The following is a 21,008-nucleotide window of genomic DNA, read 5'->3' as shown; positions in this document are numbered from 1 at the left end:
TGTTTTAGTGACCGGCGCACCACCTAGATAAACTCTTGATTGGGCGTGGGCTGGGTCTGTTGTTTATACGCGCCCGGCGCGGGCCCGCCTCCTGGCCCGGCTCACGCGGGGCGTCCCCGGCCAGCGGCCGGGGACGCAGGTCACGGCAGCTCCGGCAGATCCTCCGGATACAGCAGGGTGAGGTCGTCGGTGCTCGGCTCGTCGAACTGGGCGACGCGCCCCGCGTGCCGCTCCACCATCGCCTCGAACGTCTGGCGCGCGGTGCGGCCGTTGCCGAAGGCGGGGCCCTTGGGGAGGGCGGTGAAGTACTTCAGGAGGGCCTCGCCGGTGCCCGAGTCGAGGCGGTACTCGTGCTCGTCGGCCTGCTGCTCGACGATCCGAAGGAGCTCCTCGGGGGCGTAGTCGCTGAAGGTGATGGTCCGTGAGAAGCGGGACGCCACACCGGGGTTGACGGAAAGAAAACGCTTCATCTCCGCCGTGTAGCCCGCGACGATCACCACCACCGCCTCCCGGTGGTCCTCCATCAGCTTCACCAGGGTGTCGATGGCCTCGCGGCCGAAGTCGCGCCCGGAGTCCTCGGGCGAGAGCGCGTACGCCTCGTCGATGAACAGCACGCCCCCGCGCGCCCGGTCGAAGGCCTCCTGGGTGCGGATCGCCGTCGACCCGATGTGCTCACCGACCAGGTCGACCCGCGACACCTCGACGAGATGCCCGCTCTGCAGGACGCCGAGCGAGGCCAGGATCTCGCCGTACAGCCGCGCCACCGTCGTCTTGCCGGTGCCGGGGGAGCCGGTGAAGACCAGGTGGCGGCGGACGGACGCGGCCTTGAGCCCCGCCTGCTGCCGGCGCCGCCCGACCTCGATCATGTCCGTGAGGGCGCGGACCTCGCGCTTGACGCTGTCGAGGCCCACCAGCGCGTCCAGTTCACCGAGCACGGCCTTGGAGGTGCGGGACGGCTGCTCGGGGACGGCGCTCTTCTCGGGCTCCTGCTCCGTGGTGTGCTGCCCGGGGATCGCACCGAGCAGGCCCACCGACTGCGTGGCCGTCTGGACGGCCGGCGCGGAATCCCGCGCGGCGGTCCGCGGGCCGCCGCTCTCGTCGCTGGTGCAGTCCTCGACGAGCGGCCCGTCCTCGGCGAACTCGAAGCCGCCGCGTCCGCACCGCTCCGTACGGCACTTCTTCAGTGTCGTACGGCAGCCGTCGATCACATGGAAGCCGTAGCCACCGCTGTCGGTGACCCGGCAGCCGTAGAGGCTGCCGCGGGCGCCCGCCGATACGTAGAAGCCAGCCTCGGCGGGCGAAGTGACCGTGCAGCGCTCGATGGTGGGGTCGGCGCCCTTGGTGACGATGACGCCCGTCTGGACGCCGTCGACGGTGCAGTTGGCCAGCGTGCCGCCGCTGCCGTGGTCGCGGAACCACGCGCCGGTGGCGGCCTCGCGGATGCGGCAGTCGTCCAGCTGCGCGGTGGCGCCGTCGCTCACCGACACGGCGGTGTTGCGTACTTGGGAGAGATCGCTGTCGACGACGTCGGCGCGCGAGCCGCGGTCCAGGACGAACAGCGCGTCCGGCACGTCGTGCACCCGGCAGGACTCCAGGACGGCGGTCGCGCCGTCGCTGACCCACACCGCCGGATAGTCGCCCGTACTGTCGTGGATCTCGCACTGGTTGGCGTCCACGCGCGTGCCCGGGTCCCACACCGAGAGGCCGTTGCGCCCGAACCGCCGCACCGTGGACCGCGTCAGGGTCAGCACCGAGCGGGAGCGCAGATCGATCGCGTTCTCGGGGATGTCGTGGATCCGGCAGTCGGCGAGCGTCAGGACGGCGTCCGTGTCGAGCGTGACGCCGTCCGACGTCGTGCGGTGCACATCGCAGTCCGTGAGGTGCGCCGTGGCCCGGCCGGTGATCTGCACACCGGCGCCCTTGACCTCGTACACCTCGCAGCCGATCGCCTCAAGTCCGGTGTGCTCGCCGGTCGCCGAGAGACCGGCGCCCGATGCGTGATGCACCCGGCAGCGCTCCAGACGGGGGTGCGCGCCGCCGCGCACGGCGATGCCCGACTGGCCGGCCGATACGACCTCGCACTCCTCGAAGACACCGCCTCCGCCGTCGAGTACGGCTATGCCGATGCCGCCGGGGTTGTCGACCGTGCAGCGGCGCACCGTCGGGCGCGCGCCGCCGCGCACCTCTATCCCGGAGGCCGAGCGCGTCACCACGCGTACGTCGACGAGTTCGGGCGCTCCGTCCTCGACCAGCAGCGCGGGCGCCGCCGAGTCCTGGCCCTCGATGTGCAGGTCCTGCACCACGGCGGACGAACGGATCGTGAGCGGCACGCCGTCGGAGGGTGCGATGCGGACGGATCCCGGGGAGTTCTCGGGGCCGCGGAGCGTCACTGCGCGCTGGACGACGAGGTTCTCGCGGTAGGTGCCGGGTGCGACGGTGAGGACGTCCCCGTCGGTCGCGGCCTCCAAGGCGGCGGCGAGCGATGCGTACTCGCCCGTGCGGCGCCGCCACCGCGACGTGCCGGTGTGCGTCACCTGGACCGTGCCCTGTGCCATGGAGTTGCTCTGCCCCCACCTCGTCGTACGCGGGACCTCACGACCTCGCGCAAGGAGCCGAAGAGTTCGGCCGGTCCACCGTAGCGCGCGCGGCGGGGGCGAGTTGACCCGATGGCCAGGCTCTCACCTGGTCATCGCCGGTCTCTCACCGGCTCAGGAGCCGGCGCCGGTGCGTCCCCAGTCCGGGCCCGCCTTGTCCCAGGCCTGGTCCCAGCGGTCGTAACGCCGCCGCACCATCCGCCAGACGACGATCCGCCGGGCGCCCTCGACGATGCCGGCGACCGCCGCGGCGGCACCGAATCCGGCCAACGCGGCGTGCGTGGCCGCGGTCGCGCCGTCCAACGGTCGGCCGACGACCTGGCCGTGCTCGTCCGTCCAGATCCGGAACCGGTCGCCGGGGTCCGGGGATTCGAGGGCGGCGACCACGGTGCCGGAGCGCGCGGTGCCGTCGGGAGCCGTCCAGTCGGCGAGCACGCGGCTGTGTCTGTCGCGGGCGGACGAGGTCTCGGGATCGGGGTCGACCGGGGGTCTGGAGACCTTCTCGACCACGGTGGCGGAGATCGCGTGCCGGGCCTCGCGCTGTTCCCGGACCGACTGCAGCAGGGCTTCGCGCGTGAGGCCGCCGACGACGGTGCCGGTCACCGGCGCGGCCACGGCGATGAGCAGGAGGGCGGCGAGGGCCACCCACGCCTCCACGAGGTCGGTCTTCCGGCGCAGCGGATTGCGCCGCCAGCGCCAGAGTCCGACGAGTGCTCGCACAGTCCTGCACCCCCTTCCGCGTCCGTCTTAACCGCGAACGGCACGGCCCACGCGTCGGTGGGGAGAAGAGAGAGCGAAATCACCCTTCTCATCGACGCTCAACGTCCGCGCCTCGCCTCCGAGTTCCCCTCACCGGGGACGTTCACCCAAGGACCGTGAAAGAGTCGCCGATCCGGACGGTACCGGTGGACTCGGGCACCAGATTCTGTCCGAATACCAACTGGTCGCCGAAGCGGCGGTGCTTGGCGAGGGTGCGCAGCGGCTCCTTGCCGCGCTCCGAGGTCCGCTGGTCGGTGGTGGTCACGACGCAGCGCCCGCACTTCTTGGCGACCCGGAAGGTGACATCGCCGATCGCGACGCGCGACCAGTCGTCCTCGGCCCAGGGTGCGGTCCCGTCCACGACCACATTCGGCCGGAAGCGGTTCATGGGAAGCGGCCCCTCGTCGGAGTGATCGCCCTGGGCGATCAGCGAGTTCAGGGCGTCGAGCGAGGAGAGCGTGGTCAGGAGCAGCGGATAGCCGTCGGCGAACGTGACGGTCTCGCCCTCCTTGGCGTACTCCGGATCGATGGGGCGCCGCGTCGCGGGGTCGTCGAGATGGACGAGCCGCACGTCCACGTCCAGATAGGCGCTGAACCAGGCGTGCGCCGCCGCGTCGGCGGGAACTCCCTCGACCTTGTCGCGCCAGATCTCCACCGTGACGGTCGCGCCGGCCGGCGGCACGGCCACCGTCAACGGCTCCTGGCCGGGCGCGGACATGCGTATGCCGCCGCCGGGCCGGAGCTCGGCGGCGGCCAACGCCAGGCGCGGATGCGGCCGTTGCGTGACGATCCGTCCGTCGCTGTCCACCAGGACCCACCGCCGGTCACCCGCGAGCCCCCAGGGCTCGACGACGGCCTCACGCGGAGCGTGTCCCCCGACCGCCTTGAGCGGGTAGAAGTGGATCGAGTGCAGCGCTGGATTCGGCATGCGGCCATCCTGCCAGCAGCCACTGACAGGGACGCATGCGGGCGATTCAGTAGCCGCGGTAGGGGCGGTTGTACGGATCCTCGTACGTCGCGGGCGCGGGGCGGGGCGCCGCCGGGCGCATCGCCTCGTAGCCCGTCCCGGCCGGGGGGCGCTGGTGTTGCTGGGGTCCCGGGTAGCCGCGCGGCGCCGAAGGCTGCTGCGGGATGTACGGGGCGGGGGCCTGCTGCAGCGGAGCGGGCTGCGGGGCCGACGCGTAGCCGTACGCGGGGTTGTGATGGGAAGGGGCGGCCGGCAGCGCGGGCAGCGGGGCGGCCGGAAGCGCGGGCAGGTAACTGCCCGTGTCGTACGCAGGGGAAACCCGGATCGGGGCGATCTGCGGAGTGCCCCGCTCGGCGACAAGCGAGTCGTAGATCGGAGTGTCCGGGAAGGACGGCGCGGAGTAGTAACCGCCGCCATAGGTGGAGCGGGGGGAGGTCATGAGACATAAGTTAAGCCCTTGATGTGCTGGTTGGGGAGACCGATAAGAGGGTTGTTTTACGTGTCGGTAGTGACTGGGCATCCCCAATGCGAGCGAACTTAGGAAAAATCGGTCGCGCAGCGCCGTAGGGATCGTGTAAAAGCCAAGCTCCGAACGGGTTACCGACGGTTGACGCCTGGTTGACGGAAGGGCCGCGGGAAGGGGTATCCGCGGCGGACATGGGCCTCTTCGAGGTCCGGGTAATAGGTTGGTCATGACCGAATCGGCGGCCCGGCCGGATGTGGCGACTTGCGATGGGGGCGGACATGACAATGCCAAAAGGATCGAATGTTCCGGTGCCGGCACCTGCCGTGCGGATCGAGTTGGGGTGGTCCTCGGGGCCGGGGGTGCCGGACGCCGACGCGTCGGCGCTGTTGCTGGCCTCTTCGGGAAAGGTCCGCTCGGACGACGACTTCATCTTTTACAACCAGGCGGTCCACTCCTCCGGGGCGGTGCGCCACGAGGGCAAGAAGACCGAGGGCGGCCGGGTGACCGACGCGCTCGCCGTCGACCTCGCGCGCGTGGAGCCCGCGATCGAGACCGTGGTGCTGGCCGCTTCGACGGACGGCGGAACGTTCGGGCAGGTCCCCGGACTCTTCATCCGCGTCGTCGACGCGGCGAACGGCGTCGAGATCGCGCGCTACGACAGCGAGGACGCGACCGTCGAGACGGCGTTCGTCCTCGGCGAGCTCTACCGCCGCCAGGGCGCGTGGAAGTTCCGTGCCGTCGGACAGGGTTACGGCAGCGGCCTCGAGGGCCTGGCCACGGACTACGGCATCTCGGTGGACGAGCCCCAGCAGGCGGCCCCGCCCGTCGCCGCCCCGGCCCCTGTGCGGCCTCCGGCTCCCGCCGCCCCGGTCCAGGCCCCGCCGCCGCCCGCCCAGGCGCCCGCCGCGCCCGCTGCCCAGCCCGTACGCCTGTCGAAGGTCACGCTCACCAAGGACGCGCCGTCCGTCTCGCTGAAGAAGCAGGGCGGCACATCCGGCGCGATGCGCGTGAACCTCAACTGGGAGGTGCGCAAGCAGTTCAAGGGCTGGGGCGCCAAGCTCGGCCGGGCCGTGGCGATGCACGCCGACCTCGACCTGGACCTGTGCGCCCTGTACGAACTGGCCGACGGCCGCAAGGGAGTCGTCCAGGCGCTCGGCAACGCCTTCGGTGCCCTTGACCAGCCCCCGTACCTGCTGCTCGACGGCGACGACCGCACCGGAGCGGTCGCCACCGGTGAGAATCTCACCGTCAACCTCGACCACATCAACGACTTCAAGCGCATCGTCATCTTCGTGACGATCTACGAAGGCGCGCGCAGCTTCGCCGACCTGAACGCCACCGTGACGCTGCAGCCGCAGCACGGCGCCTCCATCGACTTCTCGCTCGACGAGTGCACGGTGCCCTCCACGGTGTGCGCGCTCGCGCTGATCACGAACAACAACGGCGACCTCTTCGTGAAGCGCGAGGCCCGCTACCTGGTCCCCGAGCGCGGCGTGAGCCCCCAGCGCACCATCGACTACGCCTACGGGTGGGGCATGAACTGGACGCCCGGCAGGAAGTGACCCTCAGCGCTGCTCGGGAGTGGGATCGGGGCGGGCGTACGTCCGCCCCTTCCACGCCGCACCGCGCCCCCTGTAGTGCTGCACCGCCGAGTCGACCGTCATCAGGAGGTAGAGGAAGGCGGTGAACGGCAGCAGGGGAGCGAGCCACGGCGGCTGCCGGTAGTAGCGCAGCATCGGGAGGTACGTGGCCGTCATCAGGAGCCACGCGAGCCCGCCGGACACGGCCGTGGCCGCGTTCCCGGCCGCCAGGCCTGCCAACAGCGCGACGGGCGGCACCAGATAGACCAGGGCGAGCCCCAGGACCGTGCCGAGCAGCACCAGCGGGTTGTGCCGCAACTGGGCGTAGGCGCTGCGCGAGACCATCCGCCACAGGTCCCCGAGCCGGGGATAGGGCCGCACGCTGTCGACGCGCTCCGCGAGCCCCAGCCAGATGTGGCCGCCCGTGCGCTTCACCGCCCGCGCCAGCGACACGTCGTCGATCACCGCGTGCCGGATGGAGTCGGGAATCCCCGCGCGCTCGGCGGCCGCCGTGCTCAACAGGACGCACCCGCCCGCCGCGGCGGCCGTGCGCGAGCCCTTCCGCGCGATCCAGCGGAACGGGTACAGCTGCGCGAAGAAGTACACGAAGGCCGGGACGACGAGCCGCTCCCACACGCTCACGACCCGCAGCCGCGCCATCTGCGACACGAGGTCGAAGCCGCCCGTCTCCGCCGCCGCCACCAACTGCCGCAGGCTGTCCGGCTCATGGGCGATGTCCGCGTCGGTGAGCAGCAGATAACGGGGTGCACGCGCGCGTGCCAGGGCGATTCCATGACGTACGGCCCAGAGCTTGCCCGTCCAGCCGGGCGGCGGCTCACCGGGCGAGCCGACGGTCAGCGGCAGGCCGCCGTGCCGGTCCGCGAGCGCACGGGCGAGCTCGCCGGTGCCGTCCGAACTCCCGTCGTCGACAAGGAAGACCTCGGCCCGCCCTGGATAATCCTGGGCCAGGAGCGAGGGCAGGCTCTCGGGCAGCACCTCGGCCTCGTCGCGTGCGGGGACGACGACGCAGACCGACGGCCAGGCGTCCGGGTCGCGACGTGGCGGCAGCCGAAGGTCCGTACGCCAGAAGAAGCCCTGCCCCAACAGCAGCCACAGCCAAGCGGCAAGCGATCCGGCGGCGGTCCACACAACGGCGCTCATTCGCCGCAGTCTGCCCCACGGCACCGGGCCGGTGAGGCCGATCGACTATGGTGACCGGGTGAAGATCGCGCTCATGGACTCCGGTATCGGACTGCTCGCCGCCGCGGCCGCGGTACGCCGCCTGCGGCCGGACGCCGATCTCGTCCTCTCATCGGACCCCGACGGACTTCCCTGGGGGCCGCGCACCACCGAGGACATCGTCCAGCGCTCGCTCGCGGTCGCCGAAGCCGCCGCCGAGCACCAACCCGACGCACTGATCGTGGCGTGCAACACCTCCACCGTGCACGCCCTGCCCGCCCTGCGGGCCCGGTTCGAACCCGGCCTGCCCGTCATCGGGACCGTGCCGGCGATCAAGCCCGCGACGGCGAGCGGTGGTTCGGTCGCCATCTGGGCCACGCCCGCCACCACGGGAAGCCCCTACCAGCGTGGCCTCATCGAGGAATTCGCGGGCGGCGCCCGCGTCACCGAGGTCCCCTGCCCCGGTCTCGCGGACGCCGTGCAGTACGCGGACGAGGCGGCCATCGACCGGGCGATCGCAGCCGCGGCAGCACTCACTCCGCGCGATGTAAGCACCGTCGTCCTGGGCTGCACCCATTACGAGCTGGTTGCGGAGCGTATCCGTGCGGCCGTGCAGCAGCCGCAGCTGCCGCCCCTGGTCCTGCACGGCTCCGCCGGTGCGGTCGCCGGCCAGGCGCTGCGCAGGATCGGCATGCTTCCCGGCCCCGGCACCGGTACGGACGGCGGACTGACGGTGATCCTGAGTGGCCGTGTCTCCGAGCTGCCCGCAGCCGCCCGCACCTATGCGGAAGGCCGGCTGCTCGCGGCGGTCAGCCAGGCGAGCTGAGGCCCGCCGGGCTCGCCGAGGCCTGCACGGAGCAGTAACGCTCCGCGACGCGGTGCCTTCGGGGCGGAACCTGAGTAGTCTCATTCGCATGAGGGACCACACCCACGGTGAGTCGGACGGCGCGGCCGACGCCCCGCCGGAAGTCTGGACCGGCAGCGCGACCAATCGTTTCCAGTGGCTGCTGGCGCTGGTAGGTGCCGCCTGCCTCGCGCTCGGCATCGAGCTGGCCGTCGACAGCATGTGGACGTCCGGGATCGCGGCCCTCGCCATGTCCGTCGTGGGGTGCATCGCGGCCGGGCTCCTGATTCTGTTCGGCACCCTCGCCTTCGTCCATGTGGCCGTGAAGGTCGACAAGGAGTGCCTCGAAGTGCGCTGCGGCCACATCGGCCTGCCGCGCCGCCGCATCCCCCTCTCCCATGTGGTGGGCGCCGACTTCGCGCAGGCCGTCAGCCCCCGGCAGTGGGGCGGCTGGGGCTACCGCTCGCGGCCCGACATCGGCACGGCGGTCGTGGTCCGGCGCGGCGAGGGCCTGGTGCTCAAGCTGGGGGACGGCCGTACGTTCACGGTCACCGTCGACAACGCCGAGGCCGCCGTCCGGATCATCCGGGACCGGCTGCCCATGGCGGGGAGCCCGGCGGCCTGACCTGCGACAGTTCGTCGCTCAGCGGCCGCGCGGTCGCGATGCCCGCCAGATAGCCCGCGCCCGTGGTCACCGCCGTGACGCTCAGCGCGTTGCCGACCGAGGCCACGGCGGCGAGCGCCGTCAGGGCGGCCCCCGCCGAAAGGACGACCTGGGTCGAGCGCGGCGAGCGGTACAGCGCGTACAGAAGCCAGCAGAACACCGCCGCCAGCAGCGCCACGCCCGCGAAGCCCTGCTCGGCCGCCTGCTGCAGCGGCGCCGAGTGCGGCTTGCCGTCGATGAGGAGATTCTCGGCCACCGTCGGGCTGACGTCCCCGAACCGTCCCGGGCCCACGCCGAGCGCAGGCTCCCGGCCCGCCAGGTCGAGGGCGTCCTGCCACAGCCGTACGCGGTGCCCGTCGAGCTGGCCCTCCAGGGAAGCGGAGAGCCCGTCCGGGAGTACGTCGTCCGCGATCGCCCAGGTCAGGCCGGTGACCACCACGGTGGCCAGGGCCAGGCCGAGCAGACCGAGGGCCCGGCGCCGCATCAGGGCGGCCGCCAGCGAGCAGAGCAGGATCCCGGTGCACGCGGCGACCCCGGCCATCGAACCGAGCGCCGCGGCGGCGACCACCGTGCCCGCGGCCAGCAGCCGCAGCACAAGGCGCAGCGCCGGCTTCCGGGCGGCCCAGGCAGCGCAGCAGGCCGCGCCCGATGCCAGGATCAGGAGCGCGGCGGTGGCGCCGGTGTGGCCGAGCGGCGCCGTGCTCACGGGCCCCGGCGAGAGCCGCGGTGCGGCGGCCGCCAGGCCGATTCCGGCCAGCGCCCCGGCGCAGGGCGCGGCCACCGGCAGCAGCGTCCCGCAGATCCGGCCGCCCGCGTATCCCGCGGCCACGGCGAGGACCGCGAGCAGGACGCCCTCTGGCTGACCGCCGTGCACCCCCGCGGTGATCAAGGTCCAGGCGGCGCAGACACCGAGCAGGGCGATGCCCGTCGCGTCGGACGCGCTGCGTCGCTCGTACGCCCCTGGTGGACCGGCCGTCGCGGCCATCCCCGTTGCCCCCACCCCGTCGCCCCCCGATGCGTGACGGGCCCCGATCGCGGTGGCTGGATCTGGCCGCACGTCGGGGACTCGGGCACACGTTAGTCGCTGCAACCCCGCATTGGGGATGCCTTGTGCAGGAACGATCCGGCAAGCGGGTGCCGGCACCGCCCGCCACCAGCGCATCCCGCGAGAGCGGCCGATGCCGGCCGAGCTGTCCGTGGGCAAGTCAGGCGCCGTAGACTCCCCGAGTGACCGCCACCACCACCCCCGTAGACGAGTCGGAGCAGCTCGGGCCGCAGTCCGCGCCCGCCTCGCGCAAGGCCCGCGTCCTGCGCGCGCTCGTCCCGGCCGCCGCGGCCGCGCTCTCCGGAGTGCTGCTCTACGTCAGCTTTCCGCCCCGCACCCTGTGGTGGCTGGCCCTGCCGGCCTTCGCGGTGTTCGCCTGGTGCCTGCACGGCCGGACCTGGAAGGCGGGCCTCGGGCTCGGCTACCTCTTCGGGCTCGGTTTCCTGCTGCCGCTCCTGGTGTGGACCGGGGTGGAGGTCGGCCCGGGACCCTGGCTCGCGCTCGCCGCCATCGAGGCGATGTTCGTGGCCCTGGTGGGAGCGGGCATCGCCGTCGTCTCACGGCTGCCGGGCTACCCGCTGTGGGCGGCGGCCCTCTGGATCGCCGGTGAGGCGGCACGCGCGCGCGTGCCCTTCAGCGGATTCCCCTGGGGCAAGATCGCCTTCGGGCAGGCGGACGGCGTCTTCCTGCCGCTGGCCGCGCTCGGCGGGACCCCGGTCCTCGGGTTCGCGGTGGTCCTGTGCGGCTTCGGCCTGTACGAGATCGTCCGCCAGGTGCGCGACGCACGCGGCACGAGCGGGGTGCGCCGTGGTGCCGCCGCCGCGGCCGTCCTGAGCGTGCTCGTCCCGGTGGTCGGCGCCTTCGCCGCGAAGCCGCTGGTCAGCGACGATGCCGAGGACGGCACCGCGACCGTCGCGGCCATCCAGGGCAACGTCCCGCAGGCCGGGCTCGACTTCAACGCCCAGCGCCGTGCCGTACTCGACCACCACGTACGCGAGACGGAGCGGCTCGCCGACCGGGTCGAGGCGGGCAAGGCGAAGCAGCCGGACTTCGTGCTGTGGCCGGAGAACTCCTCCGACATCGACCCGTTCACCAACCCCGACGCGCGCGAGGCGATCGAGCGCGCCGTCAAGGCGATCAAGGCCCCCATCTCGGTGGGCGGCGTCGTCGAGACCAAGGACGGCAAGCTCTTCAACGAGCAGATCCTGTGGGACCCGAAGAAGGGACCCACGGACACCTACGACAAGCGGCAGATCCAGCCGTTCGGCGAGTACATCCCGCTGCGCTCCGTCGTCGGCTTCTTCAGCAGCGACGTCGGCATGGTGCGCCAGGACTTCAGCCGCGGCACCGAGCCCGGCGTCTTCACCATGGCGGGCACCAAGGTCGGCCTCGCCACCTGTTACGAAGCCGCCTTCGACTGGGCCGTGCGGGACACCGTGACACACGGCGCCCAGCTGATCTCCGTACCCAGCAACAACGCGACGTTCGACCGCAGCGAGATGACCTACCAGCAGCTGGCCATGTCGCGGATCCGCGCCGTCGAGCACAGCCGCACCGTCACCGTCCCGGTCACCAGCGGCGTCAGCGCGATCATCCTGCCCGACGGCGAGGTCTCCCAGAAGACCACGTGGTTCACCGCCGACTCGCTCGTCCAGGAGGTGCCGCTGCGCTCCTCACAGACCCCGGCCACCCGGTACGGCATCCTGCCCGAAGGCATCCTGGTGCTGATCGCGGCGGGCGGCATCGGCTGGGCGGTCACGGTGGCCGTTCGGGCCAAGCGCGCCCGTTAGGGTCGACGGCATGGCTACTCCTGACTTCATCCGTACGATCCGGGCCGACGCCGGCCAGCAGCTGTTGTGGCTTCCCGGGGTCACCGCCATCGTCTTCGACGACGAGGGCAGAGTGCTCCTCGGGCGGCGCTCCGACAACGGCAAGTGGTCGGTCATCGGCGGGATTCCGGACCCGGGGGAGCAGCCCGCCGAGTGCGCCGTGCGCGAGGTGTTCGAGGAGACCGCGGTGCACTGCGTGGCCGAGCGGGTGGTGCTTGTCGAGGCGCTTGAGCCGGTGACGTACCCGAACGGCGACACCTGCCAGTTCATGGACATCACGTTGCGCTGCCGGGCCGTCGGCGGCGAGGCACGGGTCAACGACGACGAGTCCCTCGAAGTGGGCTGGTTCGCCACGGACGCGCTGCCCGACCTGCATGAGTTCGGGGTCTTCCGGATCAAGCAGGCGATGGCGGAGGAACAGCCCACCTGGTTCGACCGCTCCTGAGAGCACCGCAACAGCGGATGCCGGTCAGTTCCCCTTGGTCATGTCCACTCGGTCATGTCCCCTTGATCATGTCCGCGCACTTCTCGCCGATCATCATCGTGGTGATGCACGGGTTGACCGCGGGCAGGAACGGCATCACCGACGCGTCGGCCACCCGAAGCCCGGTGACGCCCTTGACGCGCAGCTCGGGGTCGAGCGGTGAGTCCGCGTCGTCCACCGCGCCCATCCGTACGGTGCCCGCCGGGTGGTAGACGGTGTTGTGGGTCTCGCGGATGTACGCGAACAGATCGTCGTCGGTGGTGACTTCGGGGCCCGGCGCGAGTTCGGCGCCCGTCCAGTCCGCCATCGCGGGCCGCGCGGCGATCTCCCGGGCGAGCCGGATGCCGTACGTCATCACGCGGATGTCGTGCTCGTCGGTGAAGTAGCGCGGGTCGACCTTCGGCTTGTCCCGGAAGTCGCGGGTGTGCAGCCGCACCGTGCCCAGGGAGCGGGCTCGCGTGACGTTCGGGGTGAGGCAGAAGGCGTTGTCGGTGGTCGGGTAGCCGCGCCGGTAGGTGTTCATGTCGAAGGGCACCGAGCCGTAGTGGAACATCAGGTCGGGGCGGTCGAGCCCCGGCTCGGTGTCCGCGAAGATGCCGATCTCCCACCACTGGGTGGACGAGGTGACCATGGGCTGCTTCGCTTCCCACATGATCACGCCCTCGGGGTGGTCCTGGAGGTGGGAGCCGACCCCGGGGGAGTCCACCCTGACCTCCACGCCGACCTCCCGCAGCTCCGCGGCCGGGCCGATCCCCGAGAGCATCAGGAGCTTCGGCGAGTCGATGGCCCCGCAGGAGACGATGACCTCGCGGCGCGCGTGGACCGTACCGGAGTGGATGGTGTCCGGCTCCAGGTACTCCACGCCCGTGCAGCGCTGGTTCTCGTCGAACAGGAGCCGCTTGGCCTGCAGGCCCGTGCGTACTTCGAGGTTCGGCCGCTTGCCCAGGATGGGGTGCAGATACGAGACCGAAGCGGACGAACGGGTGCCGTCCGGACGGGAGTTGATCTGGAACCAGTGGGCGCCGCGCACCACCGTCTTGCCGGTGTTGAACGGAGTGGTGGGGATGCCCGCCTCGGCGCACGCGGACAGCAGGGCCGCGCCGCAGGGGTCCTTGGGCGGGACGGAGAGGATGTTCACCGGGCCCGAGCGGCCGTGGTGGTCGCCCGGCGCGTCGTTGGTCTCCAGGCGCCGGTAGAGCGGGAAGCAGTCCGCGGAGCTCCAGCCGGTGCAGCCGAGTGTGCCCCATTCGTCGAGGTCCTCGGCGGGTGCCCAGAAGGCGATGCAGGAGTTGTGCGAGGAGCAGCCGCCGAGCACCTTGGCGCGGGCGTGCCGCATGAAGCTGTTGCCGTTCTCCTGCGGCTCGACCGGGTAGTCCCAGTCGTAGCCGGACTCCAACAGGGCCATCCACTTGTCCAGTTGGAGGATGTTGTCGTCGCCGACGTCGGAGGGTCCCGCCTCCAGCACGCAGACGCGGACGTCCGGGTCCTCGGTCAGCCGGGCGGCGACGACGGCGCCTGCCGTACCGCCGCCGACCACCACGTAGTCGTACTCGGACAAGGGGCTCTCTGCGGGCATCACGTCTCCAGGATCTGCGGAGTCAGGGGGCGGCGGCCGGGGGCGGCGGTGTGGGAGTGGCGGACTGGACGCGGTGCTCTTCGAGCACGCCCGTCTTGTGCCGCTGCACGAACCAGTAGTAGGCGAAGCCGCCGAGCGCGACGATGCCGATGAAGACGAAGGCGCCCCAGCGCAGGTACCAGTGCTGCGGGCCCGTCGCGTTGTACACCTCGGCGCGCGGCCAGGCGAGGTTGAGCGACATGGCGGCGCCCCACAGCACCGCGACGACGTTGATCGGCAGCCCCCACCGGCCGAGCGAGAACTTCCCCTCGATCGGCGTCCATTGACCGCGCAGCCGCTTGATCAGCATCGGTACGGTGACCAGCAGATAGGCCACGTAGATCATGATGATCGCGATGCTGGTGATCACCGAGAAGATCTGCGGCTGGTTGATGTTGATCACCAGGATGACGACACCCACCACACCGATCAGGACGGCGGGCACCACGGGCGTCTGGAACCGCGGGCTGACCCGGGCCAGCGCCGAGCCCGCGGGCAGGTTGTTGTCCCGCGCCATGGCGAACATCAGCCGGATGCCGGCGGCCTGCACGGCCAGCACGCAGACGGTGATGGCGATGACCACGCACCACAGGAAGATCTCGCCGATGGTCGAACCGAGCGTCTCGAGGACCACGTACTGCAGCCCGCCCGTCGACAGTTCCTCGGCGTGCAGGTCCGGCACCGCCATCAGGGCGAAGAGCAGGATGAGACCGCCGATGATGAAGGACGCGATGAGCGCCCGCAGGATGGCGCGCGGCGCGTTGCGGCCCGGGTTGTGCGACTCCTCGCCGAGCGACGACGCCGTGTCGAAGCCGTACATCACATACGCCGACGCCAGGGACGCGGTCAGGAACGCACCGAAGTACCCGAGGTTCTGGCCGCTGCCGAGTCCGTACGTCTCGGTCAGGACGCTGCTGGGGCCGCGGGTGATGTGCGCCGCGAGGAAGACGATCAGGGCGACGGCGGCGATCAGCTCGATGAAGACGCCGGCGGAGTTGATCCGGGCCATCAGCTGTACGCCGAAGGCGTTGACCACGGTGGAGAAGAGGATGAGCACGGTGCCCAGGAGCACGGCGTTGGCGGCCGCGTCGTTCTTGCCCGTGCCGTCACCCACGAACTGGAACCAGCTGTCGATCTGCGGCAGCGTGATCTGATAGGCGAGCGCCACGGCGGACAGGGTCACCATCGTGGCTGTCATCATCATCCAGCCGCCGAGCCAGCCCACGTGCGGGCCGCCCATCGTCTTGGCCCAGTTGTAGATCGAACCGGCGACCGGATAGTGGGCGGCGAGCTCGCAGAAGCACAGCGCCACCATCAGCTGTCCGGCGAAGACCATCGGCCACGACCACCAGTAGGCGGGACCGCCGAAGCTGACGCCGAAGTAGAAGAGCTGGAAGGTGCCGGTGAGGATCGAGATGTAGCTGATGCCGGCCGCGAAGGTGTGGAAGTTGCCCAGGGTCCGCTTGAGTTCCGGCCGGTAGCCGAGCTCGCCGAGCGCGTCGTCGTCGTGCTCGCCCTGGGTCTTCTCCGGGACGGCGGGACCGGGGCCCGCTCCGGGTTCCGTACTCATTCGAACCACCTCTGCGGGGTCGCTGCGAGATTGCGCCAGATGTGCTTGGCCTCCTGGTACTCGGCGAGTCCCGCCGGTCCCAGCTCGCGGCCGAAGCCGGACTGCTTCATTCCGCCCCACTCCGCCTGCGGCACATACGGATGGAAGTCGTTGATCCATACGGTTCCGGCGCGCAGCCGGGACGCCACGCGCTGGGCCTTGCCGGTGTCCTGCGACCAGACGGCCCCCGCCAGGCCGTAGACCGTGTCGTTGGCCAGCGCGAGCGCCTCCTCCTCGTCCCGGAACCGCTCGACGGTGAGCACCGGGCCGAAGGACTCGTCGGCGACCACGGACATGCCGGGCGTGCACTCGTCGAGGACGGTCGGCAGGTAGTAGTAGCCGTCCCGCAGCGCCGGGTCGTCCGGGCGGGCGCCGCCGCAGCGAAGCACCGCACCCTCGGCGATGCCGGCCGCCACGTACGCCTCGACCTTGGCGCGGTGCGCGGCGGAGATCAGCGGGCCCGTGCGGGCGTTGTCGTCGAAGGGGCCGCCGAGCGGGATCCGCCGGGCACGCGCGACCACCTCGTCGACGAACGCGTCGTGCAGTTCGTCCTGGACGAGGAGCCGCGCCCCGGCCGAGCAGACCTGCCCCGAGTGCAGGAAGATCGCCATCAGGGCGTAGTCGACGGCCGCCTCGAAGTCGGCGTCGGCGAAGACGATGTTGGGGTTCTTGCCGCCGAGTTCCAGGGCGACCTTCTTCACCGTGGGCGCCGCGGCGGCCATGATCCGGCGCCCGGTCACGAGCCCCCCGGTGAACGACACCAGGTCGACGCGAGGGTCCTCGCTGAGCGGTGCGCCCGCGGTGGGGCCCGCGCCGAGGATCAGGTTGGCGGCCCCGTCCGGAAGGCCGGCTTCGGCGAGCAGCCGCATCAGGATGATGGCGGTGTGCGGGGTCAGCTCGCTGGGCTTGAGGACGAAGGTGTTGCCCGCGCCGATCGCCGGGGCGACCTTCCACGCGGTCTGCAGCAGCGGATAGTTCCACGGAGTGATCAGGGCGCACACCCCGACCGGCTCGTACACCACCCGGCTGTCCACCTCCGGATTCCCGGCGTCGACGATCCGGTCGGTGCCGCCCGCCGCCGTCAGGTTGCCGAAGTAGCGGAAGCAGTTGGCGATGTCGTCCATGTCGTACTCGCTCTCCACGAGCCGCTTCCCGGTGTCCAGGGATTCGGCGCGGGCGAGTGCGTCCTTGTCGCGTTCCAGCAGGTCGGCGACGCGCAGCAGCAGGCGGCCGCGTTCGGCGGCCGGGGTGTGCGGCCACGGGCCGGAGTCGAAGGCCTCGCGCGCGGCGGCGATCGCCGCGGCGGCGTCCTTCGGCCCGGCCTCGTCGACGGCCGCGATATGGGTGTTGTCGGCGGGGCAGCGGATCTCCCGAACCTGCCCGTCCACGGCGGCGGTCCACTTACCGCCGATGAACAGCTCCGGCATGACGGCTCCTCCGGTCGGATACGCGGAGACGACCCGACCGAGACCCGGCCGGTCACGCTCCGTCACCCTCGATCGGCGGAACGTGCTCCACCCCTAGACGGTAAGGAGCACACGCCGTACGCGCACTACGGGCGCCGCTGTCCGGCGGGCGCCGGCGGTGAGCGCGGCCGTCTGTCACCCGCCGGGCGGGCCCTCTGCGTACAGGCCCTCTGCGTACCGGCCCCCCTGCGTACCGGCCGAAGATCGCACGGTCGTCACTCCGTTAGCCTGAAGGCACGATGAACCGGCTGACCACGTCATGGGGCGCGTACGACCTCACACGATTTCCCGAGGACCCTCGCGACCAGTTGCGGGCCTGGTCCGCGGCCGACGCCTATCTGCTGCGGCATCTCGCGGGCGAGACGGAGGAGGGGGCGCAGCCCGTCGACATCTCCGGCACGGTGGCCGTCGTCGGCGACCGCTGGGGTGCGCTGACCACCGCGCTCGCCGGGCGCGGGCACACGCCCACGCTGATCACCGACTCGTTCCTCGCGCACGAGGCGACGCGGGCCAACGTGGCGCGCGCCGGTCTCGCGCCGGACGCGGTGCGGCTCTCGACGACCCGGGACACCCCGCCCGGCCGCGTCGACGTCCTCCTGGTCCGCGTGCCGAAGAGCCTCGCGCTACTCGAGGACCAGTTGCACCGGCTCGCCCCCGCCCTGCACGCGGGCACGGTCGTCGTCGGCGCGGGCATGGTGACCGAGATCCACACCTCCACCCTGGAGCTGTTCGAGCGGATCATCGGCCCCACGCGGACCTCCCTCGCCCGGCAGAAGGCGCGTCTCATCTTCTGTACGCCCCAGCAGCGGACCGGCGCCGGCTCCAGCCCCTGGCCGCGCAGTTATGTGCTGGACGGCGACTCCGGGGCGGGCTCGGGACTCACCGTGGTCAATCACGCGGGCGTCTTCTGCGCCGAACGCCTCGACATCGGCACCCGCTTCTTCCTGCGCCATCTGCCGACCGGCAGGGGCGGCGCGCACATCGTGGACCTGGGCTGCGGCAACGGCGTGCTCGGCACGGCCGCCGCCGTCGCCGACCCTGAGGCCACGGTCACCTTCATCGACGAGTCCTACCAGGCCGTCGCGTCGGCGGAGGCCACCTTCCGGGCCAACGCCGAGGAATCCACCAAGGCGGAGTTCGTCGCGGGCGACGCGCTGGCCGCCGTACCCGCCGGGTCGGTGGACCTCGTCCTCAACAACCCGCCCTTCCACAGCCACCAGGCGACCACCGGCGCGACCGCCTGGCGGATGTTCAGCGGGGCGCGCGCCGCGCTGCGCCCCGGCGGCGAACTGTGGGTCGTCGGCAACCGCCACCTCGGGTACCACGTGAAGCTGCGCAAGCTCTTCGGCAACTCCCAAGTCGTCGCCAGTGACCCGAAGTTCGTGGTCCTGCGCGCCGTGAAGGGGAGCGTGAAGGGGAACTCGTCGCGATGAGCGGCGAGTTGTTTCCCCGGACGCGGTCGGAGATCGCGCCTGGTGCCGTGCACGTGCCGGACTGGCTGTCGCTCGACGAGCAGCGGAACCTGGTCGCGTCGTGCCGGGAGTGGGCACGGCCACCGGCCGGTCTCAGGACGGTGAAGACACCGGGCGGCGGCATGATGACGGCCCGTCAGGTGGGGCTCGGGTGGCACTGGTTTCCGTACGGGTACGCGCGTACCGCGGTGGACGGCGACGGTGCCCCGGTGAAGCCGATGCCGCCGTGGGTCGCGGCCTTGGGGCGTGCGGCCGTCGATGCCGCGTACGGGGTTGCCCTCGGCAGCGGCGAGGAATACGACATCGCGCTCATCAACTTCTATGACGCCGAGGCCCGCATGGGCATGCACCGGGACGCCGACGAGAAGTCAACTTCCCCGGTGGTCTCGCTCTCCCTCGGCGACTCCTGCGTCTTCCGCTTCGGCAACACGGAGACGCGGACGAAGCCGTACACGGACATCGAGCTGCGCAGCGGCGACCTGGTCGTCTTCGGAGGGCCTTCGCGGCTCGCCTATCACGGTGTGCCGCGGGTGTACGCGGGAACCGCCCCGCCGGACCTCGGTCTGACGGGGCGGCTGAACATCACGCTGCGGGTGAGCGGCCTGGAATGACTCAGGCGTCGAAGGCCGTCGCCCGTGTCACCGGCTCCCACGCGGCGCCGTCTCGGCGTAGTCCGGTATCTCGACGGCGGCTGCGCTGGTGTTGCCGAACAGGCTGGTGCGGAACGCACCGGGCTCCACGATCAGGACCTTGATGCCCAGCGGCCCCACTTCCTGCGCCAGCGCCTCGGAGATCCCCTCCAGGGCGCCGACACGGCTGCGGCCCGCGTTGTTCACCAGGACGTCGATCCGTCCGTGGCGGTCGACGTACACAGCAGGATCCTCCGGTACTTCTCCGCGGTGGCGCAGGAGTCGCACTTCACGCGGGCCGCGGACCTGTTCGTGCGGGACCGGCTGCGGAGCTGAAGTCTCCCGCTGATTTCCCCTTTCCTCGTCAGCACCGTTGACCCCGCCGTAACACGCCCTTACCGTTTCCGCGTTCGAGATTACAGATGACGTACGAAATATCGAACGTCGCGTGTGGGGAGGCCCGTTGATGGAGAGCAGGGTGCTGCGCAAGGCGGCATGGCGGCTGTTGCCGTTTCTCGGCCTGCTGTATGTGATCGCCTACATCGACCGCTCGAACGTGGGCTTCGCGAAACTGGAGCTCCAGGCCGAACTGGGCGTCAGTGCCACCGCGTTCACCCTCGGGCAGGTCTTCTTCTTCACCGCGTACGCCCTGTTCGAGGTGCCCAGCAATCTGCTGCTCCACCGGGTCGGCGCGCACCGCTGGATCGCGCGGATCCTGCTGACCTGGGGCCTGGTCACGATCGCCACGACCCTCGTGCACAGCACCTGGCAGTTCTATCTCGCCCGGTTCGCGCTCGGTGCCGCCGAGGCCGGGTTCTTCCCCGGAGTGCTCTACTACCTCTCCCGCTGGTTCCCCGGCAGTCATCGCGGCCGCGCCATCGGCGCGTTCATGCTCGCCGCGCCGGTCTCGTTCATCGTCGGCAATCCGCTGATGGGCGTCCTCATGGACCTCGACGGGACGTGGGGTCTGACCGGCTGGCAGTGGGTGTTCCTCGCCACCGGCATCCCGGCCGTGCTCGTCGCCCCCGTCGTCCTGCTGCGCCTTCCCGCCGGACCCGAGGACGCGGGCTGGCTGGCGCCGGACGAGCGGCGGTGGCTCACCGACGCCCTGGCCGCCGAGCGGGCCGACGCGGGCGAGCAGCCGCGGCACGCCCTCGGGGTCCTGCGCGACCGCCGCGTCCTGACCGCGGCCGTCTTCTTCCTGGCCTTCCCGCTCTCCACCTACGGTCTGTCCTTCTGGCTGCCCACGATCATCGACGGCTTCGGCGACCTGACGAGCACCGAGGTCGGCTTCGTCTCCGCGATTCCGTACGTGTGCGTCGCCGCGGGCCTGGTGATCGTGCCGCGCCTGGTGGCCCGCCGGGACACCCCCTACCTCTGGACCGCGGCGATGCTCGCCCTGACCGTCGCGGGGTTCACCGTCACCGCGCTCTTCGGCTCGCCCGTCGTGCAGATGCTCGGCCTGTGCGCGGCCGCCGTCGGCGGATACGCGGCACAGCCCGCCTTCTGGGCGCTGATCCCGCGCTTCCTCACCGGAGCCGCGGCGGCCGCCGGCATCGCAGCCGTCAACGCGGTCGGCAACCTCGGCGGCGGCTTCGGGCCGCTCGGCATCGCCGCGGTCGTCGACTCCACCGGCAGCGCCCTGACCGGCCTGCTCTTCCTCCTCGCGGTGGCGGTGCTCGGCCTGCTCGCCGTGCCGCTGCTGCGACGCGCCCTGAGCACTGGCACGCCGCCGCCCGCCACGGCCTCGGTGGGGCTGCCGACGGCCGCCGAGAAGCTCACCTCGTAGCCCGAATCCGTTCCCGT

17 protein-coding genes and 1 pseudogene are annotated in these 21,008 nt (G+C 71.4%); 8 read left to right on the top strand and 10 right to left on the bottom strand.

Translation table 11 applies throughout. From position 1 onward, the window contains the following. Nucleotides 1-140 precede the first annotated feature (140 nt). The 4 genes from ACFWY6_RS00295 to ACFWY6_RS00280 all read right to left on the bottom strand — a co-directional run bounded on the left by ACFWY6_RS00295 (nt 141) and on the right by ACFWY6_RS00280 (nt 4,759). Nucleotides 141-2,555: a right-handed parallel beta-helix repeat-containing protein gene (locus ACFWY6_RS00295; protein WP_384684308.1), complete on the bottom strand. Its 2,415-nt coding sequence runs from the start codon at nt 2,553-2,555 to the stop codon at nt 141-143. A gap of 153 nt (nt 2,556-2,708) precedes the next feature. Further along, nucleotides 2,709-3,314 (bottom strand): hypothetical protein, encoded by a 606-nt coding sequence (locus ACFWY6_RS00290; RefSeq protein ID WP_384684305.1) that lies wholly within the window; start codon nt 3,312-3,314, stop codon nt 2,709-2,711. Between the two features lie 142 nt (nt 3,315-3,456). Beyond that, nucleotides 3,457-4,281, bottom strand: a complete 825-nt coding sequence (locus ACFWY6_RS00285) for an MOSC domain-containing protein (RefSeq protein ID WP_384684302.1) — start codon at nt 4,279-4,281, stop codon at nt 3,457-3,459. A 46-nt stretch (nt 4,282-4,327) separates the two neighbouring features. Continuing rightward, a complete protein-coding gene (locus tag ACFWY6_RS00280) occupies nt 4,328-4,759 on the bottom strand; it encodes a DUF6643 family protein (protein WP_384684299.1) in 432 nt (143 codons plus the stop codon). A 293-nt stretch (nt 4,760-5,052) separates the two neighbouring features. Between ACFWY6_RS00280 and ACFWY6_RS00275 the strand changes: the two genes are divergently transcribed. After that, the gene (locus tag ACFWY6_RS00275; protein ID WP_384684296.1) at nt 5,053-6,348 is read left to right on the top strand and encodes a TerD family protein; all 1,296 of its coding nucleotides are present in this window, start codon (nt 5,053-5,055) and stop codon (nt 6,346-6,348) included. Between the two features lie 3 nt (nt 6,349-6,351). Here the strand turns inward: ACFWY6_RS00275 and ACFWY6_RS00270 are convergent, their stop codons facing one another. Continuing rightward, on the bottom strand, nt 6,352-7,527 hold the full coding sequence (locus tag ACFWY6_RS00270; protein WP_384684293.1) for a glycosyltransferase: 1,176 nt from the start codon (nt 7,525-7,527) through the stop codon (nt 6,352-6,354). Nucleotides 7,528-7,585: 58 nt separating this feature from the next. On the opposite strand from ACFWY6_RS00270, the gene ACFWY6_RS00265 reads away from it, so the two are divergent. Further along, on the top strand, nt 7,586-8,371 hold the full coding sequence (locus ACFWY6_RS00265; RefSeq protein WP_384684290.1) for a glutamate racemase: 786 nt from the start codon (nt 7,586-7,588) through the stop codon (nt 8,369-8,371). Nucleotides 8,372-8,459: 88 nt separating this feature from the next. After that, complete coding sequence (locus ACFWY6_RS00260; protein WP_384684288.1) at nt 8,460-9,014, top strand: hypothetical protein; 555 nt, start codon at nt 8,460-8,462, stop codon at nt 9,012-9,014. Here ACFWY6_RS00260 and ACFWY6_RS00255 read toward each other — a convergent pair. Then, nucleotides 8,971-10,038 carry an O-antigen ligase family protein gene (locus ACFWY6_RS00255; RefSeq protein WP_384684285.1) on the bottom strand — a complete coding sequence of 356 codons (1,068 nt, stop codon included), beginning with the start codon at nt 10,036-10,038 and terminating at the stop codon, nt 8,971-8,973. The genes ACFWY6_RS00260 and ACFWY6_RS00255 overlap by 44 nt on opposite strands. Before the next feature lie 242 nt (nt 10,039-10,280). Between ACFWY6_RS00255 and lnt the strand changes: the two genes are divergently transcribed. Together lnt and ACFWY6_RS00245 are read left to right on the top strand one after the other, a co-directional pair. After that, the gene (gene lnt / locus ACFWY6_RS00250; RefSeq protein ID WP_384684282.1) at nt 10,281-11,888 is read left to right on the top strand and encodes an apolipoprotein N-acyltransferase; all 1,608 of its coding nucleotides are present in this window, start codon (nt 10,281-10,283) and stop codon (nt 11,886-11,888) included. A gap of 10 nt (nt 11,889-11,898) precedes the next feature. Then, nucleotides 11,899-12,372: an NUDIX domain-containing protein gene (locus ACFWY6_RS00245; RefSeq protein ID WP_266869501.1), complete on the top strand. Its 474-nt coding sequence runs from the start codon at nt 11,899-11,901 to the stop codon at nt 12,370-12,372. A 52-nt stretch (nt 12,373-12,424) separates the two neighbouring features. Here ACFWY6_RS00245 and ACFWY6_RS00240 read toward each other — a convergent pair whose 3' ends face one another. Genes ACFWY6_RS00240 through ACFWY6_RS00230 form a run of 3 tightly spaced genes read right to left on the bottom strand, consistent with a single transcriptional unit; the run spans nt 12,425 to nt 17,062 of the window. Next, complete coding sequence (locus ACFWY6_RS00240; protein WP_384684277.1) at nt 12,425-13,987, bottom strand: GMC family oxidoreductase; 1,563 nt, start codon at nt 13,985-13,987, stop codon at nt 12,425-12,427. A gap of 22 nt (nt 13,988-14,009) precedes the next feature. Continuing rightward, entirely contained in the window at nt 14,010-15,596 is a 1,587-nt protein-coding gene (locus tag ACFWY6_RS00235) for an APC family permease (protein WP_384684275.1), read from the bottom strand. Then, nucleotides 15,593-17,062 carry an aldehyde dehydrogenase family protein gene (locus ACFWY6_RS00230; RefSeq protein ID WP_384684272.1) on the bottom strand — a complete coding sequence of 490 codons (1,470 nt, stop codon included), beginning with the start codon at nt 17,060-17,062 and terminating at the stop codon, nt 15,593-15,595. The genes ACFWY6_RS00235 and ACFWY6_RS00230 overlap by 4 nt, the downstream gene beginning before the upstream one ends. 278 nt (nt 17,063-17,340) lie before the next feature. On the opposite strand from ACFWY6_RS00230, the gene ACFWY6_RS00225 reads away from it, so the two are divergent. Beyond that, nucleotides 17,341-18,534 (top strand): methyltransferase, encoded by a 1,194-nt coding sequence (locus tag ACFWY6_RS00225; RefSeq protein ID WP_384684269.1) that lies wholly within the window; start codon nt 17,341-17,343, stop codon nt 18,532-18,534. Further along, nucleotides 18,531-19,184, top strand: coding sequence for an alpha-ketoglutarate-dependent dioxygenase AlkB family protein (locus tag ACFWY6_RS00220; RefSeq protein ID WP_384684266.1), 654 nt, complete (start codon nt 18,531-18,533; stop codon nt 19,182-19,184). The genes ACFWY6_RS00225 and ACFWY6_RS00220 overlap by 4 nt, the downstream gene beginning before the upstream one ends. Nucleotides 19,185-19,235: 51 nt before the next feature. Here ACFWY6_RS00220 and ACFWY6_RS00215 read toward each other — a convergent pair. Continuing rightward, nucleotides 19,236-19,439: pseudogene (locus ACFWY6_RS00215) on the bottom strand (hypothetical protein); the annotation flags it as partial. A gap of 229 nt (nt 19,440-19,668) precedes the next feature. Between ACFWY6_RS00215 and ACFWY6_RS00210 the strand changes: the two are divergent. Next, on the top strand, nt 19,669-20,991 hold the full coding sequence (locus ACFWY6_RS00210; protein ID WP_384684262.1) for an MFS transporter: 1,323 nt from the start codon (nt 19,669-19,671) through the stop codon (nt 20,989-20,991). The last annotated feature ends 17 nt before the right edge of the window (nt 20,992-21,008 follow it).

It is taken from the genome of Streptomyces sp. NPDC059037, assembly GCF_042740015.1.
In the GTDB taxonomy this organism is placed as follows: Bacteria; Actinomycetota; Actinomycetes; order Streptomycetales; family Streptomycetaceae; genus Streptomyces.
Note: the sequence above shows the minus strand (reverse complement) of the source record. Positions and strands in the feature narration are given on the sequence as shown.